This window comes from Pseudomonas sp. MBLB4123 (assembly GCF_051904775.1).
GTDB lineage: Bacteria > Pseudomonadota > Gammaproteobacteria > Pseudomonadales > Pseudomonadaceae > Aquipseudomonas > Aquipseudomonas benzenivorans_B.
In genome coordinates, this window is the sequence record NZ_CP196711.1 from 124774 (window position 1) to 146290 (window position 21517).

At 66.0% G+C, this 21517-nt stretch carries 17 protein-coding genes; 13 read left to right on the plus strand and 4 right to left on the minus strand.

The genetic code is table 11. The annotated features are described in order from the left end of the window. Position 1: 1 nt before the first annotated feature. On the minus strand, positions 2-892 hold the full coding sequence (locus tag ACSX1C_RS00600; RefSeq protein ID WP_439887787.1) for a dihydrodipicolinate synthase family protein: 891 nt from the start codon (positions 890-892) through the stop codon (positions 2-4). 325 nt (positions 893-1217) lie between these two features. Next, entirely contained in the window at positions 1218-2168 is a 951-nt protein-coding gene (locus ACSX1C_RS00605) for a LysR substrate-binding domain-containing protein (RefSeq protein ID WP_439887788.1), read from the minus strand. 244 nt (positions 2169-2412) lie between these two features. Here ACSX1C_RS00605 and ACSX1C_RS00610 point away from each other — a divergent pair, with 244 nt between their 5' ends. Beyond that, the gene (locus ACSX1C_RS00610) at positions 2413-3624 is read left to right on the plus strand and encodes an aromatic ring-hydroxylating oxygenase subunit alpha (protein ID WP_439887789.1); all 1212 of its coding nucleotides are present in this window, start codon (positions 2413-2415) and stop codon (positions 3622-3624) included. A 94-nt stretch (positions 3625-3718) separates the two neighbouring features. Then, positions 3719-4660 carry a DMT family transporter gene (locus ACSX1C_RS00615; protein WP_439887790.1) on the plus strand — a complete coding sequence of 314 codons (942 nt, stop codon included), beginning with the start codon at positions 3719-3721 and terminating at the stop codon, positions 4658-4660. A gap of 235 nt (positions 4661-4895) precedes the next feature. Here the strand turns inward: ACSX1C_RS00615 and ACSX1C_RS00620 are convergent, their stop codons facing one another. Both ACSX1C_RS00620 and ACSX1C_RS00625 read right to left on the minus strand, forming a co-directional pair. Next, positions 4896-6110 carry an FRG domain-containing protein gene (locus ACSX1C_RS00620; RefSeq protein WP_439887791.1) on the minus strand — a complete coding sequence of 405 codons (1215 nt, stop codon included), beginning with the start codon at positions 6108-6110 and terminating at the stop codon, positions 4896-4898. 549 nt (positions 6111-6659) lie between these two features. Beyond that, positions 6660-8696, minus strand: coding sequence for an FAD-dependent oxidoreductase (locus ACSX1C_RS00625; protein ID WP_439887792.1), 2037 nt, complete (start codon positions 8694-8696; stop codon positions 6660-6662). Between the two features lie 298 nt (positions 8697-8994). On the opposite strand from ACSX1C_RS00625, the gene ACSX1C_RS00630 reads away from it, so the two are divergent. The 11 genes from ACSX1C_RS00630 (at position 8995) to ACSX1C_RS00680 (ending at position 21442) form a co-directional block, all read left to right on the plus strand. Beyond that, the gene (locus ACSX1C_RS00630; RefSeq protein WP_318642936.1) at positions 8995-9675 is read left to right on the plus strand and encodes a TetR/AcrR family transcriptional regulator; all 681 of its coding nucleotides are present in this window, start codon (positions 8995-8997) and stop codon (positions 9673-9675) included. A gap of 127 nt (positions 9676-9802) precedes the next feature. After that, positions 9803-10609 (plus strand): pyrroline-5-carboxylate reductase family protein, encoded by an 807-nt coding sequence (locus ACSX1C_RS00635; RefSeq protein ID WP_439887793.1) that lies wholly within the window; start codon positions 9803-9805, stop codon positions 10607-10609. A 582-nt stretch (positions 10610-11191) separates the two neighbouring features. Beyond that, a complete protein-coding gene (proV, locus tag ACSX1C_RS00640; RefSeq protein WP_439887794.1) occupies positions 11192-12367 on the plus strand; it encodes a glycine betaine/L-proline ABC transporter ATP-binding protein ProV in 1176 nt (391 codons plus the stop codon). A 46-nt stretch (positions 12368-12413) separates the two neighbouring features. Continuing rightward, positions 12414-13364, plus strand: a complete 951-nt coding sequence (gene proW, locus ACSX1C_RS00645) for a glycine betaine/L-proline ABC transporter permease ProW (RefSeq protein WP_439887795.1) — start codon at positions 12414-12416, stop codon at positions 13362-13364. Positions 13365-13423: 59 nt separating this feature from the next. Further along, positions 13424-14449 (plus strand): glycine betaine/L-proline ABC transporter substrate-binding protein ProX, encoded by a 1026-nt coding sequence (proX, locus tag ACSX1C_RS00650; protein WP_439887796.1) that lies wholly within the window; start codon positions 13424-13426, stop codon positions 14447-14449. Positions 14450-14537: 88 nt separating this feature from the next. Continuing rightward, the gene (locus tag ACSX1C_RS00655) at positions 14538-15923 is read left to right on the plus strand and encodes an MmgE/PrpD family protein (RefSeq protein WP_439887797.1); all 1386 of its coding nucleotides are present in this window, start codon (positions 14538-14540) and stop codon (positions 15921-15923) included. Then, a complete protein-coding gene (locus tag ACSX1C_RS00660) occupies positions 15920-16687 on the plus strand; it encodes an SDR family NAD(P)-dependent oxidoreductase (RefSeq protein WP_439887798.1) in 768 nt (255 codons plus the stop codon). Before ACSX1C_RS00655 ends, ACSX1C_RS00660 begins: the two co-directional genes overlap by 4 nt. Positions 16688-16697: 10 nt before the next feature. After that, positions 16698-17456: an SDR family NAD(P)-dependent oxidoreductase gene (locus ACSX1C_RS00665; protein ID WP_369958895.1), complete on the plus strand. Its 759-nt coding sequence runs from the start codon at positions 16698-16700 to the stop codon at positions 17454-17456. Positions 17457-17620: 164 nt separating this feature from the next. Beyond that, on the plus strand, positions 17621-18346 hold the full coding sequence (locus ACSX1C_RS00670) for a response regulator (RefSeq protein ID WP_439887799.1): 726 nt from the start codon (positions 17621-17623) through the stop codon (positions 18344-18346). Beyond that, entirely contained in the window at positions 18343-19131 is a 789-nt protein-coding gene (locus tag ACSX1C_RS00675; protein ID WP_439887800.1) for a substrate-binding periplasmic protein, read from the plus strand. Before ACSX1C_RS00670 ends, ACSX1C_RS00675 begins: the two co-directional genes overlap by 4 nt. Then, positions 19115-21442: an ATP-binding protein gene (locus tag ACSX1C_RS00680; RefSeq protein ID WP_439887801.1), complete on the plus strand. Its 2328-nt coding sequence runs from the start codon at positions 19115-19117 to the stop codon at positions 21440-21442. The genes ACSX1C_RS00675 and ACSX1C_RS00680 overlap by 17 nt, the downstream gene beginning before the upstream one ends. Positions 21443-21517 lie beyond the last annotated feature (75 nt).

A 21517-nucleotide genomic window follows, 5' to 3' on the forward strand; every position in this document is an offset into this window, starting at 1 on the left:
CTTAAGAACGATGGGCGATCAGTTGCTCATAGGTCTGCTTGAACGCCGCCAACTCGGCCTCGTTCAGCGGCAGCAGCGGACGACGGGTCGGGCCCACCGGCAAGCCGGCCAGCTCGCAGCCGGCCTTGATGTACTGGCAGAACTTGCCGCCGCCTTCGAGCAGGTTGAGCATCGGCAGCAGGCGCTGGGCCAGCTGGCGGCCCTTGAGCATGTCCTGCTCGACCACGCAGGCCTGGTACAGGGCCACGTGCTCGCGGGCGAGGAAGTTGGAGGCGCCGCAGACCCAGCTGCGCGCGCCCCAGGTGAAGAATTCGAGGATCTGGTCGTCCATGCCGCAGCTGGTCTGCAGCTGGTCGGCGTATTCCTGGGTCAGGGTATGCATGCGCTCGATCGAGCCGGTGCTCTCCTTGATCGCCTGGAAGTTCGGCCGGCCCTTGAGGGCGTCGATGAACTCGAAGCTCATCGGCGTGCCGGTGCGGGCCGGGAAGTTGTAGAGCATGATCGGCAGGTCCAGGGCGTCGTCCACGCACAGGGCATGGGCGAGCAGCTCCTCCTGGGTCGGCTGGCAGTAGTAGGGCGCGGCCAGGAGGATGCAGTCGAAGCCGGCGGCCTTGGCATGGCGGCCCAGGTCCAGGCTCTCCTCGGTGCTGGTGGCGTTGATGCCGGCCATCAGGGTGATGCGGCCCTTGGCCTGCTCGGCGACCGCGTCGAACAGCCGCTTGCGCTCGGCGTTGCTCAGGGCGTAGTACTCGCCGGTGGTGCCGCCGATGATCAGGCCGTGCACGCCGTCGCCGATCAGGCTGTCGATGACCTTGCCGAGCGCCTCGAAGTCAATGGCGCCGGCGGCGTTGAAGGGCGTTACTACGGGAGTCCAGATACCATCGAAGTTCATGCGCTCACCTGAGTCGTAAGGGGTTGAATGGGGGGGCGATTTCGAGAAAAGGTTACGGCCGTTCGGCGCCGGGCAAAAAGCAACATTTAGGGCCGTTAATTAATAATCCATGGTTATGGATTGCTGCCTGCAACTCGGCACAGGCATAAAAATCGCCGGGAACAATTATCGACGGCGCATAGCGACGGGCCGCAGGGAGGGCAGACCATAAAAAAACCTGCCGGCGGCAGGTTTTTTTATGGTTGGGAAGATTGGGTTAATCCCAGGTGAGTCTGGCGAGCGCTATCGATAACTTAAAGTTCGGGCTAACAATAACTTGAAGTTATCAAACTTGCTGTATCAGCCAGTCGCGCAGCCGGCAACAGGCCTCGTCGTCTTCCTTGTCCTCGTTGAAGGTCAGGTAGTGCTGGCTTTCCTTATGCACCACTTCCTCGGCTACCGGGCGTACCAGCAGGCCCTGTTCGACCAGGTGGCCGACCAGGTGGTGCCAGCCCAGCGCCACGCCCTGATGGTTGAGCACCATCTGGATCAGCATGTTGTAGTCGTTGGCGTTGAAGAAGTGCGGGCTGTCGCTGCTGCGCGCCTCGATGTCGACGTTGTGAAAGGCCAGCCAGACGCCCCAGTCGACGTGCTCGGCCACCTGGGAACGGCCGTAGGGGCTGAGGTTGAGCAGCACGCTGTCGCGCAGGCCCTCGATGCTGCCGAGCTCCGGGTGGTCCTGCAGATAGCCTGGCGTGCAGATCGGGTAGATGACGTCATGGAACAGCGGCGTGCTGCGGTAGCCCTCGCGCACCTTGGCCATCTTGGTGATGAAGATGTCCGGGCGCACCCCCGGCTCCATCGACAGGAAGTTCTGCGTGGTGATCAGGTTGAGGTCGATGTCCGGGTTGGCGCTGAAGAAGCTCGGCAGGCGGTGGGCCAGCCACAGCGCGGAAAACGCCGGCGAGCAGCACAGGGTCAGCACCCGCTTGCCGGCGTTGTGGGTGCGGATGCGCTCGGCGGCCTGGGCGATGTTGACGAAGGACAGCTGCACCGCGTCGTAGAAGATCGAGCCGGCGGCGGTCAGCTCCACCGCGCGGCCGGCGCGCTTGAACAGCTCGGCGCCGAGATAGGTCTCCAGTTCGCGAATCTGCCGGCTGATGGCCGCCTGGGTCACGCACAGGGCCTCGGCCGCGCGGGTGAAGTTCTGGTACTTGGCCGCCGCGACGAAAGACTTTACCGCGCGCAGGGAGGGCATCTTGATCAGCGTCTGATCGGGTTCGGTATGTATAACCATAACAACAGGTATTCAATATCCTGAATAAAAAGTCGGTTCTGCTGACTATAGCCGGCCTCTAGACTTTCCAAGGTGGCGACAGCGATAACGCGCCCCGGCGCTGGGCCCGGAGAGTATCCGAAAGCGTCTTCTAACAGTAGCCCTGGTCGCCCGGGGCAAACCCCAGTGGATTCCCGATGGTTTGCGCAGTGTGAAGATAAACACTGCGCGATCGACTCATGAATAAGTGTTGGAGGGCATATAAGTGAACAACAAAGCAGCGGTGGCAGACCTCATCCAGCAACGTAAACCGCGTCATGCGCTGCCGCGCGCGCTTTATAGCGACGAGCAGGTCTATCGCCAGGACCTCGAGCAGATCTGGCACAAGGAATGGATCTTCGCCGGCCATACCTTCGAGCTGGAGAAGCCGGGCCAGTACCTGACCCTGCAGATCGGCGACTACCCGGTGGCGGTGGTGCGCGGCGGCGACGGGCAGATCCGCGCGCTGCACAACGCCTGCCGCCACCGCGGCTCCAAGGTGTGCACCGAGGCCAGCGGCAAGGTCGCCAAGCTGGTCTGCCCCTACCACAAGTGGACCTTCGACCTGGACGGCAAGCTGCTGTTCGCCGGCAACATGGGCGTGGACTTCAACAACGCCGACTACGGCCTCAAGCCGGCCCACTGCCAGGTGGTCAACAGCTACATCTATGTCTGTGTGGCCGAGCAGGCGCCGGACTTCGAAACGTTCCGCGCCGCCGTCTCGCCCTTCATCGCCCCGCACAACCTGGACGACTGCAAGGTGGCCTTCGAGTCCAACCTGGTGGAGAAGGGCAACTGGAAGCTGGTGTTCGAGAACAACCGCGAGTGCTTCCACTGCGACGGCACCCACCCCGAGCTGATGAACTCCTTCGTCGAAAACCTCTCGGTGGCCGGGGTCGGCGGTGAGGAAGACCCCGAGCTGGTCGAGCACTGGAACCGCTGCGAGGCGGCCGGCCTGCCCAGCCGCCTGGTGATGGACGAGCACGGCCAGTTCCGCATGACCCGCATCCCGCTGTCGGCCGGCGCCGTCAGCTACACCATGAACGGCAAGCCGGCGGTGGCCCGGCGCCTGGATAACAGCGGGGTGGAGAACATCGGCGCGCTGCTGTACTTCAACTACCCCTCGACCTGGAACCACTTCCTCGGCGACCACGCCCTGAGCTTCCGCGTGCTGCCCCAGGGGCCCAACGAGACCCTGGTGACCACCAAATGGCTGGTGCCCAAGGACGCCCAGGAAGGCCTCGACTACGACCTGGAGACCCTGACCCGGGTATGGCTGGCCACCAACGACCAGGACCGCCGCCTGGTCGAGGGCACCCAGGCCGGGGTCAGCTCGCCGGCCTACGAGCCGGGGCCCTACTCCTCCATCGCCGAGAACGGCGTGTGCCAGTTCGACGACTGGTACTGCGCCACCATGGCGCGCAAGCTGGCCGACTGACGGCCCCTGGCATGCAACCGGCGGCCCCGCATAACTCCCAGGGTTGTGCGGGGCCTAGTCTTGGCCGACCCTCGCTCAGCAGGTATCCCCAATCATGCACAGTGCGCCTCCCCTGGTCCTGAACGACGGCTACGCCCGGGGCTTCATCCTCGTGCTGCTGTCGGCCTTCTGCTACGGCCTGCAACCCTTGTTTGCCCAGTACGCCTATGCCGGCGGCGCCGACCCGGTGGGCCTGCTGCTGGTGCGCTTCGCCATCGCCGCCGCGCTGCTGCTGCTGTTCCTGCGCCTGCGCGGCATACGCCTGCCGCGCGGGCGCCTGGCCGGGCAGAACCTGCTGGTGGGCATCGGCTACGGTCTGGCGGCCCTGGGCTACTACACCGCCAGCCGCAGCACCTCGGTGAGCCTGGCGGTGATCCTGATGTTCTCCTTCCCGGCCTTCGTCACCGCCATCTCCATCGCCTACCTGGGCGAGCGTACCAGTGCGCTGAAACTGCTCAGCCTGGTGCTGGCCCTGGGCGGCGTGCTGCTGGCCACCGGCCTGAGCCTGCGCGGCAACCTCACCGGGGTACTCTGGGCGCTGTTCTCCGCTCTGAGCTACGGCGCGGCCATCGTCTACGGCACCCACAGCATTCGCCACGAACAGCCCCTGGCCTCGGCGGCCATGGTGCTGCTGGGCTGCGCCCTGACCTTCGCCGTGGCCGCGCTGTTCTGGGGGGCGAGTACGCCGTCCGGGGCGCCGGCCTGGTGGTCGATGCTGGGCCTGGCCCTGTTCGCCACCATCCTGCCGGTGGCCCTGTTCCTCGCCGGCTCGCCGCTGATCGGCTCGTCCGCCGCCTCCACCCTGTCGACCCTGGAGCCGGTGGTGGCGGTGACCATCGCCGTGTTGCTGATTGGCGAACAGATCAGCGCCGGCATGCTCGGCGGCGGCCTGATGGTGGTGGTCGCGGCGATCATCCTGTCGCGCCAGGGTGGCACCTTGCCGGAGCCTGCCCTGGTGCCGGTCCCTGTGCCGGAGGAGCCGGGCGAGGGGCTGTAGTGCCCTCGGCCCAGAGCCCTACCGCCGTACGAAAAAAGCCCCCGAAGTTTTAGGGGGCTTTTCTATTTCGTTAAAGGGGTAGGAGTATTTTTTATCACTCCGACCCTTTAGCTCGTGACTTCCGCATTTTGTTTGTCCATTACTGTTGTATAAAAACGCAGACCCAGGAGAAGGGGGCTGAACATAAAGAACATAAAGGGGGCGGAGTGAATAAAAATAAATCACTCCGACCCCTTTAGCTGCGGTAGCCATTCAAATAGCTAATGTAATTAGAAAGGCCGTCGAGATCTGGGAATATCGTTCCCGGATGAACACCATACTTAACAAGCTTCTCCATAAAGTATTTCTTTCTATCTGCAGGGATTACAATTTTCTTAATTGATTTTGACTCAAGCTTCATGTTGCTGCTCGGATGGATGGTGAACATCCCAGACTGCGCCGTTACTCTCTTTGTTGCGTGAGAAGGGAAGAATGCAACGATATCTTTAAGCTTGGAGCAATCTATATCCTCCTCTTTTTTAAATTTCCCTATGTCGTAAACATAAATCGCAGCATCTGTCTTACTGAGGCTCTGGACAGCAAAGAAACAGGCGACTAACGGGCTCAAGCTCCAGTCTAGCAATCTTGTGGGAAGGCCGTGATGTTGTGCAATAGTTAGCCATTCGACATCATTTTCAGGGTTGCTTTGCAGGTGTGGCTTAGCATGAGTTTTAAAAACCCACATAAGATTATGCTCACGCACATCAGCAGACTCGACATCGGTATGCCGAAAAAGTGACGGTAACAGAGGGTATTCGTGATTAGACACCCCTCTACACAAAGCAGATTTACTTATGCCGTCAATTGCTTGGTCTAAGTCGGAAAAGGTTTTTATAACAACAAGATTCTCACCTTCTTCGTACCTGCTGAGGTCAGATGTGATTTTCCTGGTGCTTTCGTTTATTAGTGCGAGCAGTAGGTCGGCTATTATTTCAGCTCTAAATAGTGCTCCGGTTAGTTCGGTTTGTGATGTGTCCACATAATATCTTTCGCAAAGATTCAAAAGGCTATTATTCTGGTTTGGGTGTCTTTCATTGCCTATTAGTAGGACATCTACAACATCGTTCGTTAAGCCGTCTCTTTTTTTATCTACTCCGGATAAGGATATTTCGTGTGCAAGAAAAGATAAAACGAATCCAGCATTGTACGTAACTACCTCATCAAACCTCAAAAAATCTAAGAACTCTTCCGCTATATCTGCGAACTGTGGTTTGTCAGTAAGAAACTCGCTTGTTATACCATGTCTTTCTATGGCGGACTCATCAATAGGGCGAGAAGGGTTTATGTATACATGGAAATGACGGCCAGTTAATCTCTCATTGATCAGCTCCACGCAACCAATCTCAACGATCCTGTGGCCAGCAGAAAGCTCTGAGCCAGTTGTTTCTATTGCTACTACGACCTGTCTCAAGGTTTATAACTCCTGGTCATAACAGTGATTAGATGGAGCTCTGCACTAATCCAATAGTCGCGAATTCCGCATTATTTCGCATCACACCACCTAGCTTTTTATGAAAGCCAGATGCCAAGCAGTAGCTTAGGCCAGCACGCCTGTCGGGGCGCGGGTTCGCGTGACTTCCGTCTTTCGTTCGTCCACGACTACCGTAAAGAGCGCAGTTCCAGGTGTCGGCATAGACAGTCCACCTGCAAACCTGACCTGTGTAGTCGGTTCGGGGCGGCGATGCGTCTGGATCACGACGGTATCCCTACCGGGAAGGCTCGGTCGATGGAGCTCGCTGTGCAAGCAGGGGAAGATTACTGGCGTCCTGCCTGCGGGGTGCGTCATTGCTTGGGTCGAAGCTACCCGAATACGGAATGGCGCCACAAGCCCGTAGGCTGGGTTACACCGCTACGCGGCTGACCCACCATGGCAACGGTCAAACGACCTGATGGAAGAAGGGCAGATGACGGTTCGACAGTCATCTGCTCCCGGTGCCTCCTGGACAGCTCGGCCCGGCGTTTAGAGGTCTTTCACCAGCCGCAGCGCGTCGTAGATGGCCGCGTGGGTGTTGCGCGCGGCCACCGCGTCGCCGATGCGGAACAGCTGGAACTCGCCGGCCGGGTTGTCGTCGCGCTGCTGCGGCTGGCCGTGGATCAGGTCGGCGTACTCCACCGCGCCGAGGTTGCGCGAGTAGGGCTTGAGTTCGAAGTACAGCTCGTCCATGGGCCGGGTGCCGTGGTTGACCACCACCTGGTCGACCTGGCGCTGCTTGCGCACGCCGCCGTAATCGCTGTCGATCTGCGCCAGCAGCCCGCCAGCGTCGCGGGCCACGGAGGCCAGGCGGTAGGTGACGGTGAAGGTGGTGTCGAGCTGCTGCAGGGCGCGCATGTAGGGCACCAGGTTCATGGCCATGACCTCCGGGGCGAAGCTGCGGTCCGGGGTCATGATCTCCACCTTGGCGCCGCTCTGGGCGATCAGCTCGGCGGCCTGCAGGGCGCTGTGGTCGCCGGCGTCGTCGAACAGCAGCACGTTGCGCCCCGGCTTGACGTCGCCGGAGAGGATGTCCCAGGCCGACACCACCAGCTCGTTGCCGGCCTCCAGCACCTCGGTGTGGGGGTAGCCGCCGGTGGCGATGATCACCACATCGGCCTGCTCGGCGCGGATGGTCTCGGCCTCGGCCCAGCTGTTGAAGTGGAAGGTCACGCCCAGGGCCTCGCACTGGCTCATGCGCCAGTCGATGATGCCGAGCATCTCGCGGCGGCGCGGGCTCTGCGCGGTCAGGCGCACCTGCCCGCCGGGGCGGTCGGCGGCCTCGTACACCACCACCTCATGGCCGCGCTCGCCGGCCACCCGCGCCGCCTCCAGGCCCGCCGGGCCGGCGCCGACTATCACCACCTTGCGCCGCGCGGGGGCCTTGGCGATCTCGTGGGGCATGGTCGTTTCGCGGCCGGTGGCGGCGTTGTGGATGCAGTAGGCGGCGCCGCCCTGGTAGATGCGGTCCAGGCAGTAGTTGGCGCCGACGCAGGGGCGGATGGCCTCTTCGCGGCCCTCGATCAGCTTGCGCACGATGTGCGGGTCGGTCATGTGCGCGCGGGTCATGCCGATCATGTCGACCTTGCCGGTGGCGATGGCGTGGCGCGCGGTGGCCACGTCCTGGATCTTCGCCGCGTGGAAGGTGGGGAAGTCGGTGGCGGCGCGGATCTGCCCGGCGAAATCCAGGTGCGGCGCGCTGGCCATGCCCTGGATGGGGATGACGTCGGTGAGGCCGGCGTCGGTGTCGATATGGCCGCGGATGATGTTGAGGAAGTCCACCATGCCGCTGTCCTTCAGGCGGCGCGAGATGTCCAGGCCGTCCTCGGCGCTGAGGCCGCCGTTCAGGGCCTCGTCGGCGGTGTAGCGCACGCCGACGATGAACTCGTTGCCCACGCGCTGGCGCACGGCCTTGAGCACGTCGAAGGTGAAGCGCAGGCGGTTGTCCAGGGAGCCGCCGTAGGGGCCGTCCAGCTCGTTGGTCAGGGGCGACCAGAACTGGTCCATCAGGTGGCCGTAGGCCTGCAGCTCGATGCCGTCCAGGCCGGCGGCCTGCATCCGCTCGGCGGCATCGGCGTAGTCCTTGATGATGCGCTCGATGTCCCAGTCTTCGATCCGCTTGGGGAAGGCGCGGTGGGCCGCCTCGCGGTTGTGCGAGGGCGACACCACCGGCAGCCAGTCGCCCTTGTCCCAGCGGGTGCGGCGGCCCAGGTGGGTGAGCTGGATCATTACCGCGGCGCCGTGCTCGTGGCATTCGTCGGTGAGGTCCTTCATCCAGCCGACCACCTCGTCCTTGTAGGCGAGGATGTTGTTGAACACCGGCGGGCTGTCGCGCGACACCGCCGCCGAGCCGGCGGTCATGGTCAGCGCCACCCCGGCCTTGGCCCGCTCCACGTGGTAGGCGCGGTACAGCGCCTTGGGCATGCCGTCCTCGGGGTAGGCCGGCTCGTGGGAGGTGGTGATGATCCGGTTGCGCAGGCGTAGGTGCTTGAGCTGGTAGGGCTGGAGAAGCGGGTCGTTGGACATGGTCTGGGCTCCACGCGGGGAAGGGCTCGGGTCACGGGTCGGAAGCAATGTACATGAGTGTCTATTTAATCAACCTGAATGTACATTTGCCTCGGGCAACGATGTCGCTCTCGACTATTTCCTGTCGCAGGCAATGGTTTCTACAGAGCAAATTCAAGGGTTGCAGGGCCTCTGACTGCCGATCGTGGAATATCCACGGGCGATGCGGCTTGGCGGTTACTGTACAGCTGTGTCGTTTCTGCCGACGGAGTTGGACATTCCGCTTGTGCAGAGGGGGAGCGGCCGCTAGGATCGGGCCATGACTACCCAAAGCAAATCCAGCGATAGCGGCTGGCGCGGCTCGGCCGAGGGCTGGCTGGAAGCGGCGTACGAGGGCCTGATCGAGTCGGGCGTCGAGGCCGTGCGGATCCTGCCGCTGGCGAAGAAACTGAACCTGTCGCGCACCAGCTTCTACTGGTTCTTCAAGGACCGCGAGGAGCTGCTGGCGGCCTTGCTCGAGCGCTGGCGGGCGAAGAACACCGGCAATCTGGTCAGGCAGGCCGAGGGCTATGCCGAGAGCATCGCCGAGGCCATTCTCAACGTGTTCGACTGCTGGCTGAGCCCGGCGTTGTTCGACTCCCAGTTCGAGTTCGCGGTGCGCAGCTGGGCGCTGCAGGAATCCAGGGTCGCGGACGAGGTCGAGGTGGCCGACCGGGCGCGGCTGGCGGCCCTGACCGAGATGTTCGAGCGCTTCGGCTACGACGGCCTGAGCGCCGACGTGCGGGCCCGCTCCACCTACCTGACGCAGATCGGCTACATCAGCATGAACACCCGCGAGGACGCGCTGACACGCATGCAGCGCATTCCCGAGTACGTGAGGATCTTCACCGGCCAGCTGCCGCAGCCCCGCGAACTGGAGCGCTTCTACGCCCGCCACGGCTATGCGGTGCAGGCGCCGACCCTGGTGGCGCTGGGGGCGAAGAGTCCGCTGCAGGGCTAGGACCGCTCACCTCAGCGTCGAGCAAGGACAACGTAGAACCTAGGGTGGATGGCCGCAGCCATCCACCAGGGGGCAAGTCTCTGGCGTTGCCCTTGAATGAACGGCCTTGCGCCGCAGGGGAGGGGATATGGCACAGGCAATGACGGTCGGCATCATCGGTGGTGGCGGCTGGTTGGGGCGCGCCATCGGCGCTGCCATGCTCGAGAAGGGCGTGCTGGCGCCGGCCGGGCTGATCCTCTCCAGCCGCAGCGGCACGCTCGCGGGCTTCGAGGCCTGGCCGGAGGTGCGGCTGACGGCGGACAACCGCCGGCTGGCCGAGGAGGCCGAGGTCATCGTGCTGTCGGTGCGACCCGAGCAGTTCGCCGCGGTCGAGATCGACGCCGCCGACAAGCTGCTGATCTCCTTCATGGCCGGGGTCTCCCTCGACACCCTGATCGCGCGCACCGGCAGTGGCCGGGTGATCCGCGCCATGCCCAACGCCGCCGCCGAGATCGGCCAGTGCTACACGCCCTGGTTCGCCAGCGGGCAGGTCAGCACCGCCGACAAGGCCTTCACCCGGGCGATGTTCGAGAGCTGCGGCGACACCGACGAGGTGGCCAGCGAGGCGGACCTGGACTACCTCACCGGCCTGGTCGGTTCCGGGGCGGCCTATCCGGCGCTGCTGGCCGAGGCCATGCTGGCCCATGCCCTGGCCAGGGGCTTGCCGCGCCAGGTGGCCGAGAACGCGGTGCGCGGCGTGGTGGTGGGGGCGAGCCAGCTGCTGGGGCGTGGCGGCATGCCGCCGGCGCAGATGGTCCAGGCCATGCTCGACTACCGCGGCACCACCGCCGCCGGTTTGCAGGCGATGATCGATGCCGGTTTCAAGCAGGCCGTCGACGCCGGGCTGGACGCCGCCGAAGCCGCCGCCCGGCGGATGAAGAGCCGCTATTCATAGGGCGGGGGCGCAGGTGGGGCGCATGACCATGGGCCCTGTGCGGCTGCCTGGTCCGTTGCGCCAAACCCCACCAGGCGAGGTCGATCCCCGCTGCCGGGTTACGTGGCGCATCATGCCGTAGTGGGTCTTCACCTCGCGGCTCTGCGCCACCAACCCACCCTGCACAGGTCGTGTGCAACGGGGGCACAGGGTCAGGCAGCAGGCCGGGCCGGTCTCTCTGCTCACCTCGCGGGCCCTCGAAACCTCTCTATCACTGCCCCTGTGGCGTGCGCCGCGAAGCCGAGCCGGTGGCCTGAAGCTCTTCACCGAGTCCTGAGTGCCCGGCTCAACCAATAACATCAAGTTATGGTTTGCGCCGAACAAATGTCGTTGGACGCTCAGCCCCCCAAACCCTAACTTGGACCCACCCGGCGGCACGCGTGCAGGCAGTCGCCAAGGGGCATATTTCGCGGTGATCCAGGCTACTAACGGCCGGCGACAACTTCTCCGAAGTTCGGCGCTGGCGGGACGACTTCGCCCTGGATAAAGCGCCGGCAGGCGTCGCCAAGTTGATGATCCATAGACTTATAAGAAGAGGGTGCGATGACCCAGGCTGACGAGATACTTTCGGTCAAGAACATATTCAAGGTCTTCGGGCCGCAGCCGGAAGTGGCCATGGATATGTTGCGCAACGGCGCCGACAAGAACGAGATATTTCAGAAGACCGGCCAGGTCGTCGGCGTGTTCGACGCCAACTTCTCGGTCAAGCGCGGCGAGATCTTCGTGATCATGGGCCTGTCCGGCTCGGGCAAGTCGACCATGGTGCGGCTGTTCAACCGGCTGATCGAGCCCACCTCCGGCAGCATCCACCTCAACGGCCGGGAGATCACCGGGCTGTCCGACAAGGACCTGCTCGAGGTGCGGCGCAAGGAGATGGGCATGGTGTTTCAGTCCTTCGCCCTGATGCCGCACATGAGCGTGCTGGACAACGCCGCCTTCGGCCTGGAGATCTCCGGGGTCAGCGAGCAGGAACGCCAGGCGCGGGCGGTCGAGGCGCTGCGCCAGGTCGGCCTGGCCGGGCACGAGAACAGCTACCCGCACCAGTTGTCCGGCGGCATGCAGCAGCGCGTCGGCCTGGCCCGGGCGCTGACCAACGACCCGACCATCCTGCTGATGGACGAGGCCTTCTCCGCCCTCGACCCGCTGATCCGCAGCGAGATGCAGGGCGAGCTGATCCGTCTGCAGGCCGAACAGCAGCGCACCATCATCTTCATCTCCCACGACATCGAAGAGGCCATCCGCATCGGCCACCGCATCGCCATCATGGAGGGCGGCCGGGTGGTGCAGATCGGCACGCCCCAGGAGCTGCTGTGCAACCCGGCCAACGAGTACGTGGAGAACTTCTTCCACGGCTTCGACAGCTCCCGGGTGCTCAACGCCGGCGATGTGGCCGAGGTGGACCCCGCCGCGGTGTGCCGGGTCAATGGCCAGGCGCCGGGCTTCCAGGCCGGCGTGCCCTTCGGCTACCTGGTCGACGAAGGCGACCGGCTGCTCGGCGTGATCGAGCCCGCTGCGCTGAACGGCAGTGGCGCCGGCTTGCAGCGGCTGGAGCAGTTGCGCCTGGACCACCATCAACCGATCTACGTCGATACGCCGCTGCATGACGTACTCGACCTGGTGGCCTCGGTGCCCTACCCGGTGCCGGTGCTGGACCATGGCGGTGCCTTCAAGGGCACCATTTCCAAGAATCTGCTGCTGCAGACCCTGAGTCGCCACTGAGTCCTAGCGGCATTCCACCGAGCAGAAGCGAAGAGCAGGTATCCCCATGTCCGAGTTCAGTTTCCTAGACCCCTTCCAGACCTTGAGCATTCCCCTGGGGGACTGGGTGGAAAGCACCTTGAATTACCTGGTGCACAATTTTCGCGAGTTCTTCCGCCTGATCCGCTGGCCGATCGATCAGGTGCTCAACGGCTTCGAATACGTGCTGCAGAGCATCCCGCCGTCGATCGGCATCCTCCTCTCTGCGCTGCTCGGCTGGCAGGTGGCCGGGGCGCGCATGGGCTGGTTCTGTGCCGTGACCCTGACCCTGCTGGGCCTGATCGGCGTCTGGTCCGAGGCCATGACCACCCTGTCGCTGGTGCTCACCTCGGTGTTCTTCTGCGCCCTGATCGGCGTGCCCCTGGGCATCCTCTCGTCGCGTAGCGATCGCCTGGAGAAGGCCGTGCGCCCGGTGCTCGATGCCATGCAGACGCTGCCGGCCTTCGTCTACCTGGTGCCGGTGGTGATGCTGTTCGGCATCGGCAACGTGCCGGGCGTGCTGGTGACCATCGTCTTCGCCGTGCCGCCGCTGGTGCGCCTGACCAACCTGGGCATCCGCCAGGTGCCGGACGACAAGATCGAGGCGGCCCGCGCCTTCGGCTGCACGCCGTGGCAGATGCTCCGCCGCGTACAGCTGCCCCTGGCCGCGCCGACCATCATGGCCGGCGTCAACCAGACCCTGATGCTCTCGCTGTCGATGGTGGTGATCGCCTCGATGATCTCGGTCGGTGGCCTGGGGCAGATGGTCTTGCGCGGCATCGGCCGCCTGGACATGGGCCTGGCCACGGTCGGCGGCGTCGGCCTGGTGCTGCTGGCGATCTTCCTCGACCGCCTGACCCAGGCCATGGGCGAGCGCAGCAATGCCGACCCGAGCCAGCGCTGGTATCACAGCGGCCCCGTCGGCCTGCTGCTGCGCCTGCTGGGCAGCCGCCCGGTAACGGCCAAGGCCAGCGCCTGAACCCCGACCGGCGCAATCGACACCCTTAAACCAGAACAAGACCACAGAGGTAGATGACGATGACTTTGCACAAGCGTGGATTGACCCAGAAGCTGCTGCACGGCGCCGCCGTGGCGTCCCTGAGCCTGCTGCCGCTCTACGGCCAGGCCGCCTCGGCCGAGAAGCCGGGGGAGGGCGTGGAGGTGACGCCGATCTTCCCGAGCATCGCCGAGGAGCGTTTCCGCGGCGAACTGGCCATGGCCGGCCTGCGCGAGCTGGGCTACGAGGTGCAGGAGCCCAAGGAAACCGAATACGCGGCCATGATGCTGGCGCTGTCCTACGGCGATGCGGATTTCAGCGTGCACCTGTGGGACCAGCTGCACGACACCTTCTACCAGAAGGTCGGCGGCGACGAGACCCTGGTCAAGGCCGGCGACGTGATCCCCGGCGTGTTGCAGGGCTACCTGATCGACAAGAAGACCGCCGAGGCGCACAACATCAAGTACATCACCGACCTGAAGAAGCCGGAAATCGCCAAACTGTTCGACACCAACGGCGACGGCAAGGCCGATCTCACCGGGTGCAACCCGGGCTGGGGCTGCGAGCTGGTGATCGACCATCACCTCAAGGCCTACGACCTGGAGAGCAGTGTCAGCCATAACCGCGGCTCCTACTTCGCCCTGATGGCCGACACCATCGCCCGCTACAAGGAGGGCCAGCCGGTCCTCTACTTCACCTGGGTGCCGCAGTGGATCGCCGGCGTGCTGGTCGAGGGCAAGGACGTGGTCTGGCTGGAGGTGCCGCACACCGACTTGCCGGGCGGCGACAATAGCGTCAACACCAGCTTCAACGGCAAGAACCTGGGCTTCGCCGTGGACACCGTGAAGGCCGTGCTGAACAAGGACTTCGCCGAGGAGAACCCGGCGGCCCTGAAGTTCCTCTCCCTGGTGCAGATCAACACCGTCGACGAGAGCGTGCAGAACCTGAAGATGCAGAACGGCGAGAACGGCGCCGCCGACATCAAGCGCCATGCCGACGAGTGGATCGCCAAGCACCGCACCCGCTTCGACCGCTGGCTGAAGCAGGCTCGCGCCGCGGCCAACTGAGCCACGGCTCGGGTGATTGACCCTTCAGGTGTCCAGCTCTGGGCACCTTTTTTTCGATAACCCTGAGTGTCGTCTGTGGAGTAACCGCATGTCGCTCTATTCGTTCGTCCGTGATTTCCGCTTCGACCAGGCGCCGGCCCATACCCGCGAGCTGTTGCAGACCTGCCTGCTGGACATCCTCGGGGTCGCCGCCGGCGCCCGCGACAACCAGACCAGCCAGGCCCTCAAGGCCTACGCGGTCGCGCATTACCCGGCCGGTGCCCTGGCCAGCCGCCTGCTGTTCGACGGCCGTGCCGTGCACCCGCTGGGCGCGGCCTGGGCCGGCGGCTTCAGCGTCGACAGCCTGGATGCCCACGAGGGCCACTTCACCTCCAAGGGCCATGCCGGCGCCAGCGTGGTGCCGGCGTTGCTGGCGCTGGTCGACGCCTGCCGCGAGCAGGGCCGCAAGATCAGCGGCGAGGAGCTGCTCGGCGCCCTGTGCATCGGCTACGAGACGGCGCTGCGCGCCGGTGCCGCGCTGATGGCCACCGCGCCCGAGTACCACGCCTCCGGGTCGTTCTCCGGGCTCGGCGTGGTCTGCGCCGGGGCGCGCCTGCTGGGCCTGGACGAGCCGACCTTCCGTCATGCCCTGGGCATCGCCGAGTACTTCGGCCCGCGCTGTCCGATGATGCGCCTGGTCGATCACCCCTCGATGTTGCGCGACGCCCACGGCGCCGGCGCCCATGCCGGGCTCAATGCCCTGCTGCTGGCCCAGGCCGGGGTCACCGGCGCGCCGGCCGAGACGGTGGAGACCACCGCCGTGGCCGCCCAGTGGCACGACCTCGGCCAGCGTTGGGAGATCGACGCCCAGTACTTCAAGCCCTGGCCGGTGTGCCGCTGGGCGCAGCCGGCGCTGACGGCGATGACCGCATTGCTGGCCGAGCAGCCGCAGATTTGCGGCGAGGCCGTCGAGTGCATCCGCGTCGAGACCTTCCACGAATCCATGCGCCTGCAGGGCCATACCCCGGCCAATGCCGACGAGGCCCAGTACGCCCTGGCCTTCCCCCTGGCGGCCCTGGTCGCCCGCGGTCAGGTCGGCCCGCTGGAGGTGACCGGAGCGGCGATCCAGGCCGCCGACATCCTCGCCGTCAGCCGGCGCATCGAGATCGTCGAGGCCGACGACCTGTCGGCGCGCTTCCCCGAGGAGATCCTCTCGCGGGTGACGGTGCAGCTTAGGGACGGCCAGCGCTTCGCCAGCCCGATCACCGCGGCCAAGGGCGACCCGGCCACGGCCATGACCCAGGCGGAATTCCGCGCCAAGTTCCACCTGCTGGCCGGGGTCAGCCTGGACCAGGCTCGCCGGGAGGCCATCGAGCGGGCGGTCGCCGCACTGCCCGCCAGTGCCGACTGTTCGGCGCTATTCGACCTGCTGTTCGACAGCCCATCCCCTCAGGCCCAGCCTGGTTCGAGCCGCTCCATGGAGGTTGCCCTATGAAGTTCGCCGGGAAAGTCGCCCTGATCACCGGCGCCGCCGGTGGAGTCGGCCAGGCCCTGGCCCTGTTGTTCGCCCGCGAGGGCGCGCGCCTGATGCTGTCGGACCGCGAGGAGGCCGGCTGCGCGGCCATCGCCGAACAGGCTCACGCGCTTGGCGCCGAGGTCGCCTACCTGGCGGGCGACCTGAAGCAGAAGAGCTATTGCGAGGCCCTGGTCGGCGGCGCGGTGGGAGCCTTCGGTGGCCTCGACATCGTGCTCAACAACGCCGGCATCATCCCCCGCGGCACCATCGAGGAAACCAGCGACGAGATGTGGTTCGACGCCATGGGGGTCAACCTCAATGCGGTGTTCTACATCTGCCGCGCGGCGATCCCGCACATGAAGGGGCGACAGGGCGCCGCTATCGTCAATACTTCTTCGGTATGGGGCGTGTATCCGGGGCCGGGGCACGTCGCCTACTGCACCAGCAAGGGGGCGGTGGCGGCCCTGAGCAAGAACCTCGGTCGCGACTGCGCACCCCTGGGTATCCGGGTCAACGCGGTGTGCCCGCATGAGATCAATACGCCGATGATCCGCAGCGGTTTCGAGCGCCGCGGCCTGGACCCGGACAAGGCCGTCGAGGAGCTGAACAGGAGCGTGCCATTGGGGCGCATCGCCGAGCCGGAGGACATCGCCGACGTGATCGCCTTCCTGGCCTCGGACGAGGCCCGTTACATCGCCGGGGAGACCCTCGAGGTCACAGGCGCCAAGCCGGTATCCGGCTAAGGAGACGAACATGATCCTCACAGGCAAGAACGTGGTGGTAACCGGCGGTGGTCGCGGCATCGGCCGCGGCATCACCGAGAAACTCCTGGCCGCCGGCGCGCGGGTGCTGGTGGCCCAGCGCCAGGCCCTGGATGCCGAACTGGCGGGCAATCCCGAGGTGTTCTTCGTCGCCGCCGACCTGGCCGAGCGCGGCGCTCCGCGGCATATCGCCGAGGCCGCGCAGGACTTATTGGGCGGCGCCGATGTGCTGGTCAATAACGCCGGCTTCATGGTCGAGCAACCGATCGACGTGATGAGCGAGGAGGACTGGGACCACATGCTGGCGGTCAACCTGCGCGCGCCGGTGTTCCTCGCCCGCGAACTGCTGTGGCAGATGCGCCAGCGGGGCCACGCCAGCATCATCAACATCGGCTCGATCGAGGGCCTGGGGGCCAATCCCATGCACGCCGCCTACTGCGCCTCCAAGGCCGGCCTGCACGGCCTGACCCGGGCCCTGGCGGTGGACCTGGGCAGCGATGGCATTCGCTGCAACGCCATCGCCCCGGGCTGGATCGACTCGGACCTGAGCGATGCCTACCTCAACGCCCAGGACGACCCGCAGGGGGCGCGCAAGGGCCTGCTGGCCCTGCACCCGGTCGGCCGCACCGGCACGCCCCGGGACGTCGGCGCCGCAGTGGTGTTCCTGGCCAGCGACGAGGCGGCCTTTATCACCGGGCAGGTGCTGGTGGTCGACGGCGGCCGCACCGCCAAGCTGCCCCTGCCGTTCTGAGGCGTTGCGCGCGGGCCGGCCCGGTGCCCCCCAGGTGTCGGAAATAGACACCTGGGGGGCGCCTGCTTGTAATAGAGTGCAGCGAACCGGCCGGATGCCCGGGGGCGTCGAACCGCACGGCCTCCGGGGCCGGCCCCACAGCGTTCAGTCCGGGAAGGCCAGGCATGTCCGACGACCTGACGGTGCTGGTGGTGGATGACGAGCTCATCACCCGCGAGTGCCTGTGCAACTATTTCAGCGAAGAGCGTTACCGGGTGCTGGCCGCCGCCACCGCGGAGGAGGCCGAGCAGATCCTGGCGCGCGAGGCGGTGGACCTGATCCTGCTGGACATCCGCATGCCCGGCAAGGACGGCCTGACCCTGACCCGCGAGCTGCGGGTGCATTCGGAGGTCGGCATCATCCTGATCAGCGCGCGCCAGGATGCGGTCGACCAGCTGATCGGCCTGGAGTGCGGCGCCGACGACTATGTGACCAAGCCCTTCAACCCCCGCGAGATACTCGCCCGGGCCAAGAACCTGTGCCGCCGCGTGCGCCTGATCCGCGCCCAGGCCCCCGGTGGCGCCGAGTCGGATCTGCTGCGTTTCGACGAGTGCACCGTGGACCTGAGCCTGCGCCAGGTCAGCGACCGCGAGGGCCAGGTCAGCCCGCTCACCGGTGCCGAGTTTCAGTTGCTCGGCGTGCTGCTGGGGCATATCGGCAAGACCATGAGCCGCGACCAGTTGCTCGACCAGATGCGCAACCGCGAGTGGGCGCCGAACGACCGCACCATCGACGTGCTGATCGGTCGCCTGCGCCGCAAGCTGCGTGACGACCCGGCCAACCCGCGGATCATTCTCACCGTTCACGGGGTCGGCTACCTGCTCGCGGCCAAGGCGCTGCAGAGCCGGTGAAACGCGCGGCCCTGGCTCTGCTGCTGGTCCTGCTGGCGCCGCTGGCCCAGGCGCGCGAGCTGCTGGCCTGCGGCCACCCGTCCTATCCGCCGGTGTCCTGGCATTCCCAGGGCGAGTTGGTGGGGCTGGCGCCGCAGGTGGTGCGCCAGCTGTTCGGCGAGCTGGGCCACGAGGTGCGCCTGCTGGTGCTGGGCAATTGGAAGCGCTGCCTGCTGGAGGCCAAGCAGGGCCGGGTGGATATCGTGGTGGCCGCCTACCGCACCCGCGAGCGCGAGGCCTGGCTGGGCTATACCCAGGCGCCGCTGGTGGCCGACCCCATCCTGCTGTTCACCCGTCGCGACAAGCCGATCCGCTTCCGCGACTGGGACGACCTGCGCGGGCTGACCGTCGGCCTGCTGCTCGGCGACAGCTTCGGCGAGCGCTTCGACCGCTTCGCCGAGCGGCACCTGAATATCGAATGGGTGTCCAGCGGCGAACAGAACTTCGCCAAGCTGGCCCAGGGGCGCATCGACTTCATGCCGGTCGGCCTGTACAGCTGGACGTTGCAGAACCGCCGCTTCGGCTACGATCAGGTGATCGTCCAGCAACCGGGCGAGCTGGTCACCGAGCACTACCATATCGGCGTGCGCCGCGACCCGGCCTTGCTGGCCCTGCTGCCGCGTCTCGACCAGCGCCTGCGCGAGCTGGCGGCGGACGGCACCCTGGACCGCCTGGACGCGCACTACAGTGCCCGCTACCGCGCCGAACCCCATCGCATGCCCAGCCTCTATGACCCGACGCCCTGAACCCTACTGGCGCAAGCTGCTCACCTACCGTCAGGAGCATCCGCTCGGCTACCGCATGACCCTCTACCTGCTGGTGTGCAGCCTGGCCTTCGTGCTGCTGTCCACCGCCATCCAGGGGGTGATCGAGTACCGCCGCGAGATGCGCCTGATCGAGCAGCGCATCGAGCTGATCCGCAACGTCTACCTGGGCAGCCTGGCCAAGAGCATCTGGGACGTCGACCAGGCGCAGTTGCGCCTGCAGATGCGCGGCATCCTCGACTTCCCCGACATCAGTGCGCTGACCCTGGAGGACGCCGACAGCGGCGGGCACCTGGTGTTGCGCGCGCCAGGCGAGGCGGCGCGGCGCACCGCCGAACATCGCTTTCCCTTGCGCCACGAGACGGCCCTGGGGCCACGCGAGCTGGGCCAGCTGGTGGTGCAGACCGATCTGGGCGCGGTTTACGCCCGTCTCGGCTGGAGCGCCCTGACGCTGTTCCTCGGCCAGACCCTGACCATCTTCCTCGTCGTGCTGGTGGTCATGCTGATCTTCCAGCGCCTGGTCACCCGACATCTGGAAAGCATGGCGCGCTACGCCCGCAGCCTGGGCAGCGGCGAGCGCGACGCGCCGCTGCAGTTGCAGCGTCAGCCGGGGGCGCGCAGCGACGAGCTGGACGAGGTGGCCGAGGCGCTCAACGAGCTGCGTCTGGCGATCAACCAGGATATCGACCGCCGCGAACGGGCCCACGAGCAGTTGCTGTTCAGTCGCGAGCAGTTGCGCCGTCGGGTCGACCAGCGCACCCGCAGCCTGCGCCAGGCCAAGGAGGCGGCGGAGGCCGCCAGCCGCGCCCGCTCGCAGTTCCTCGCCGGTATCAGCCACGAGATTCGCACGCCCATCAGCGGCATCCTCGGCATGACCCAGCTGCTGGCCCATTGCCCGCAATCCGAGCAGGCTCGCGCCTATCTCGAGGCGCTGCGCCAGTCCGGCGAGAGCCTGTTGGCGATCCTCGATGGCGTGCTGGACTACGCCAAGCTGGAGGAGGGCGGCTATGTGCCGGAGCAGCAGAGCTTCTGTCTGCGCCAACTGGTCGAGGAACAGTGCCTGCTGGCCGAGGCCCAAGCCCAGGACAAGGCGCTGCGGGTCGGCTGCCGGATCGAGCCGCAGTTGCCCGCGTACTTCCGCGGGGCGGCCGGTTGCCTGCGCCAGGTGCTGTCCAACCTGCTGAGCAATGCGGTGAAGTTCACCGAACGCGGCAGCGTCGAGGTCCGGGTCAGCGGGGGCGAGCCTGGCCGGCGGCTGCGCTTCGAGGTGCGCGACAGCGGCATGGGCATCGGCGCCGCGCAGCAGCGGCGCATCTTCGAGCGCTTCACCCAGGCCGACGAAAGCATCACCCGGCGCTTCGGCGGCACCGGCCTGGGGCTGGCCATCTGTCGGAAGCTGGTCGCCGCCATGGGCGGGGAGATCGGCGTGCACAGCGTCGAAGGGCAGGGCAGCACCTTCTGGTTCGAGGTGGCGTTGCGGGCCGCCGAGGCACCGGCGCCGCAAGCGCCTTCTGTCGAGGGTGAGCCCTTGCCCAGCCTAAGCCTGCTGCTGGTGGAGGACACGCCGATCAACCAGCAGGTCATCCGCGGCCTGCTCGAGCATGCCGGGCACCTGGTGCAGCTGGCGCAGGACGGCGAGCAGGCCCTGGCGGTGTGCCGCCAGCAGGCCTTCGACGCGATCCTGATGGACATGCACCTGCCGGGCATGAGCGGCATCGAGGTGACCCGGGCCATCCGCGGCGCGGGCGACGGCCTCAACGCCGCCACGCCGGTGATCGCCCTGACCGCCAGCGTCGGCGTGGCGGACATCCAGGCCTACCAGGCGGCCGGCATCGCTGCGGTGCAGGCCAAGCCGCTGCGGCTCGAGGCCTTGCAGCAGGTGCTGGCGGACCTGAGTCAGGGACGGCCGTCAAACGCCGACGGCGAGGTCGACAGCGTGCCGGCGCAAGGCGTGGCGGGGGTCGATCTGCAGCTGCTGGCCATGCACCGTCAGGTGTTCGGCCCGGCGCGTCTGGACAAGCTGTTCGAGCAGTTCCAGGAGCAGGCCGGCGGCCTGCTGGCGCAGTTGCACGAGGCCCTGCAGCTGGACGACCTGTACGAGGTCGGCGAGCTGGCGCACAAGCTGGCCGGCAGTTGCCAGACCCTCGGCCTGGTCGAGGCCGCCGAGCGGGCCCAGGCGCTGGAGGACGGCAGCCGGGAGGACGAGGGCGCGGCCTGCCCGGCGCTGCTCGCCGCGTTCGAGGCCGCGCTGCGGCGCACCCTGGCCGGTGCCCGTGAGGCCTTCGAGCGCTGAGGGGCATCGGCCATCGGTCGCAGACAACGCCAAGGGCCGGTCGTCGCATGACGGCCGGCCCTGGTTTTCGGCGAG

Coding starts and splice junctions, on each gene's coding strand:
- ACSX1C_RS00600 (WP_439887787.1), bottom strand. CDS start 892: ATGAACTTCGATGGTATCTGGACTCCCGTAGTAACGCCCTTCAACGCC.
- ACSX1C_RS00605 (WP_439887788.1), bottom strand. CDS start 2,168: ATGGTTATACATACCGAACCCGATCAGACGCTGATCAAGATGCCCTCC.
- ACSX1C_RS00615 (WP_439887790.1), top strand. CDS start 3,719: ATGCACAGTGCGCCTCCCCTGGTCCTGAACGACGGCTACGCCCGGGGC.
- ACSX1C_RS00625 (WP_439887792.1), bottom strand. CDS start 8,696: ATGTCCAACGACCCGCTTCTCCAGCCCTACCAGCTCAAGCACCTACGC.
- ACSX1C_RS00630 (WP_318642936.1), top strand. CDS start 8,995: ATGACTACCCAAAGCAAATCCAGCGATAGCGGCTGGCGCGGCTCGGCC.
- ACSX1C_RS00635 (WP_439887793.1), top strand. CDS start 9,803: ATGGCACAGGCAATGACGGTCGGCATCATCGGTGGTGGCGGCTGGTTG.
- proV (WP_439887794.1), top strand. CDS start 11,192: ATGACCCAGGCTGACGAGATACTTTCGGTCAAGAACATATTCAAGGTC.
- proW (WP_439887795.1), top strand. CDS start 12,414: ATGTCCGAGTTCAGTTTCCTAGACCCCTTCCAGACCTTGAGCATTCCC.
- proX (WP_439887796.1), top strand. CDS start 13,424: ATGACTTTGCACAAGCGTGGATTGACCCAGAAGCTGCTGCACGGCGCC.
- ACSX1C_RS00655 (WP_439887797.1), top strand. CDS start 14,538: ATGTCGCTCTATTCGTTCGTCCGTGATTTCCGCTTCGACCAGGCGCCG.
- ACSX1C_RS00660 (WP_439887798.1), top strand. CDS start 15,920: ATGAAGTTCGCCGGGAAAGTCGCCCTGATCACCGGCGCCGCCGGTGGA.
- ACSX1C_RS00665 (WP_369958895.1), top strand. CDS start 16,698: ATGATCCTCACAGGCAAGAACGTGGTGGTAACCGGCGGTGGTCGCGGC.
- ACSX1C_RS00670 (WP_439887799.1), top strand. CDS start 17,621: ATGTCCGACGACCTGACGGTGCTGGTGGTGGATGACGAGCTCATCACC.
- ACSX1C_RS00680 (WP_439887801.1), top strand. CDS start 19,115: ATGACCCGACGCCCTGAACCCTACTGGCGCAAGCTGCTCACCTACCGT.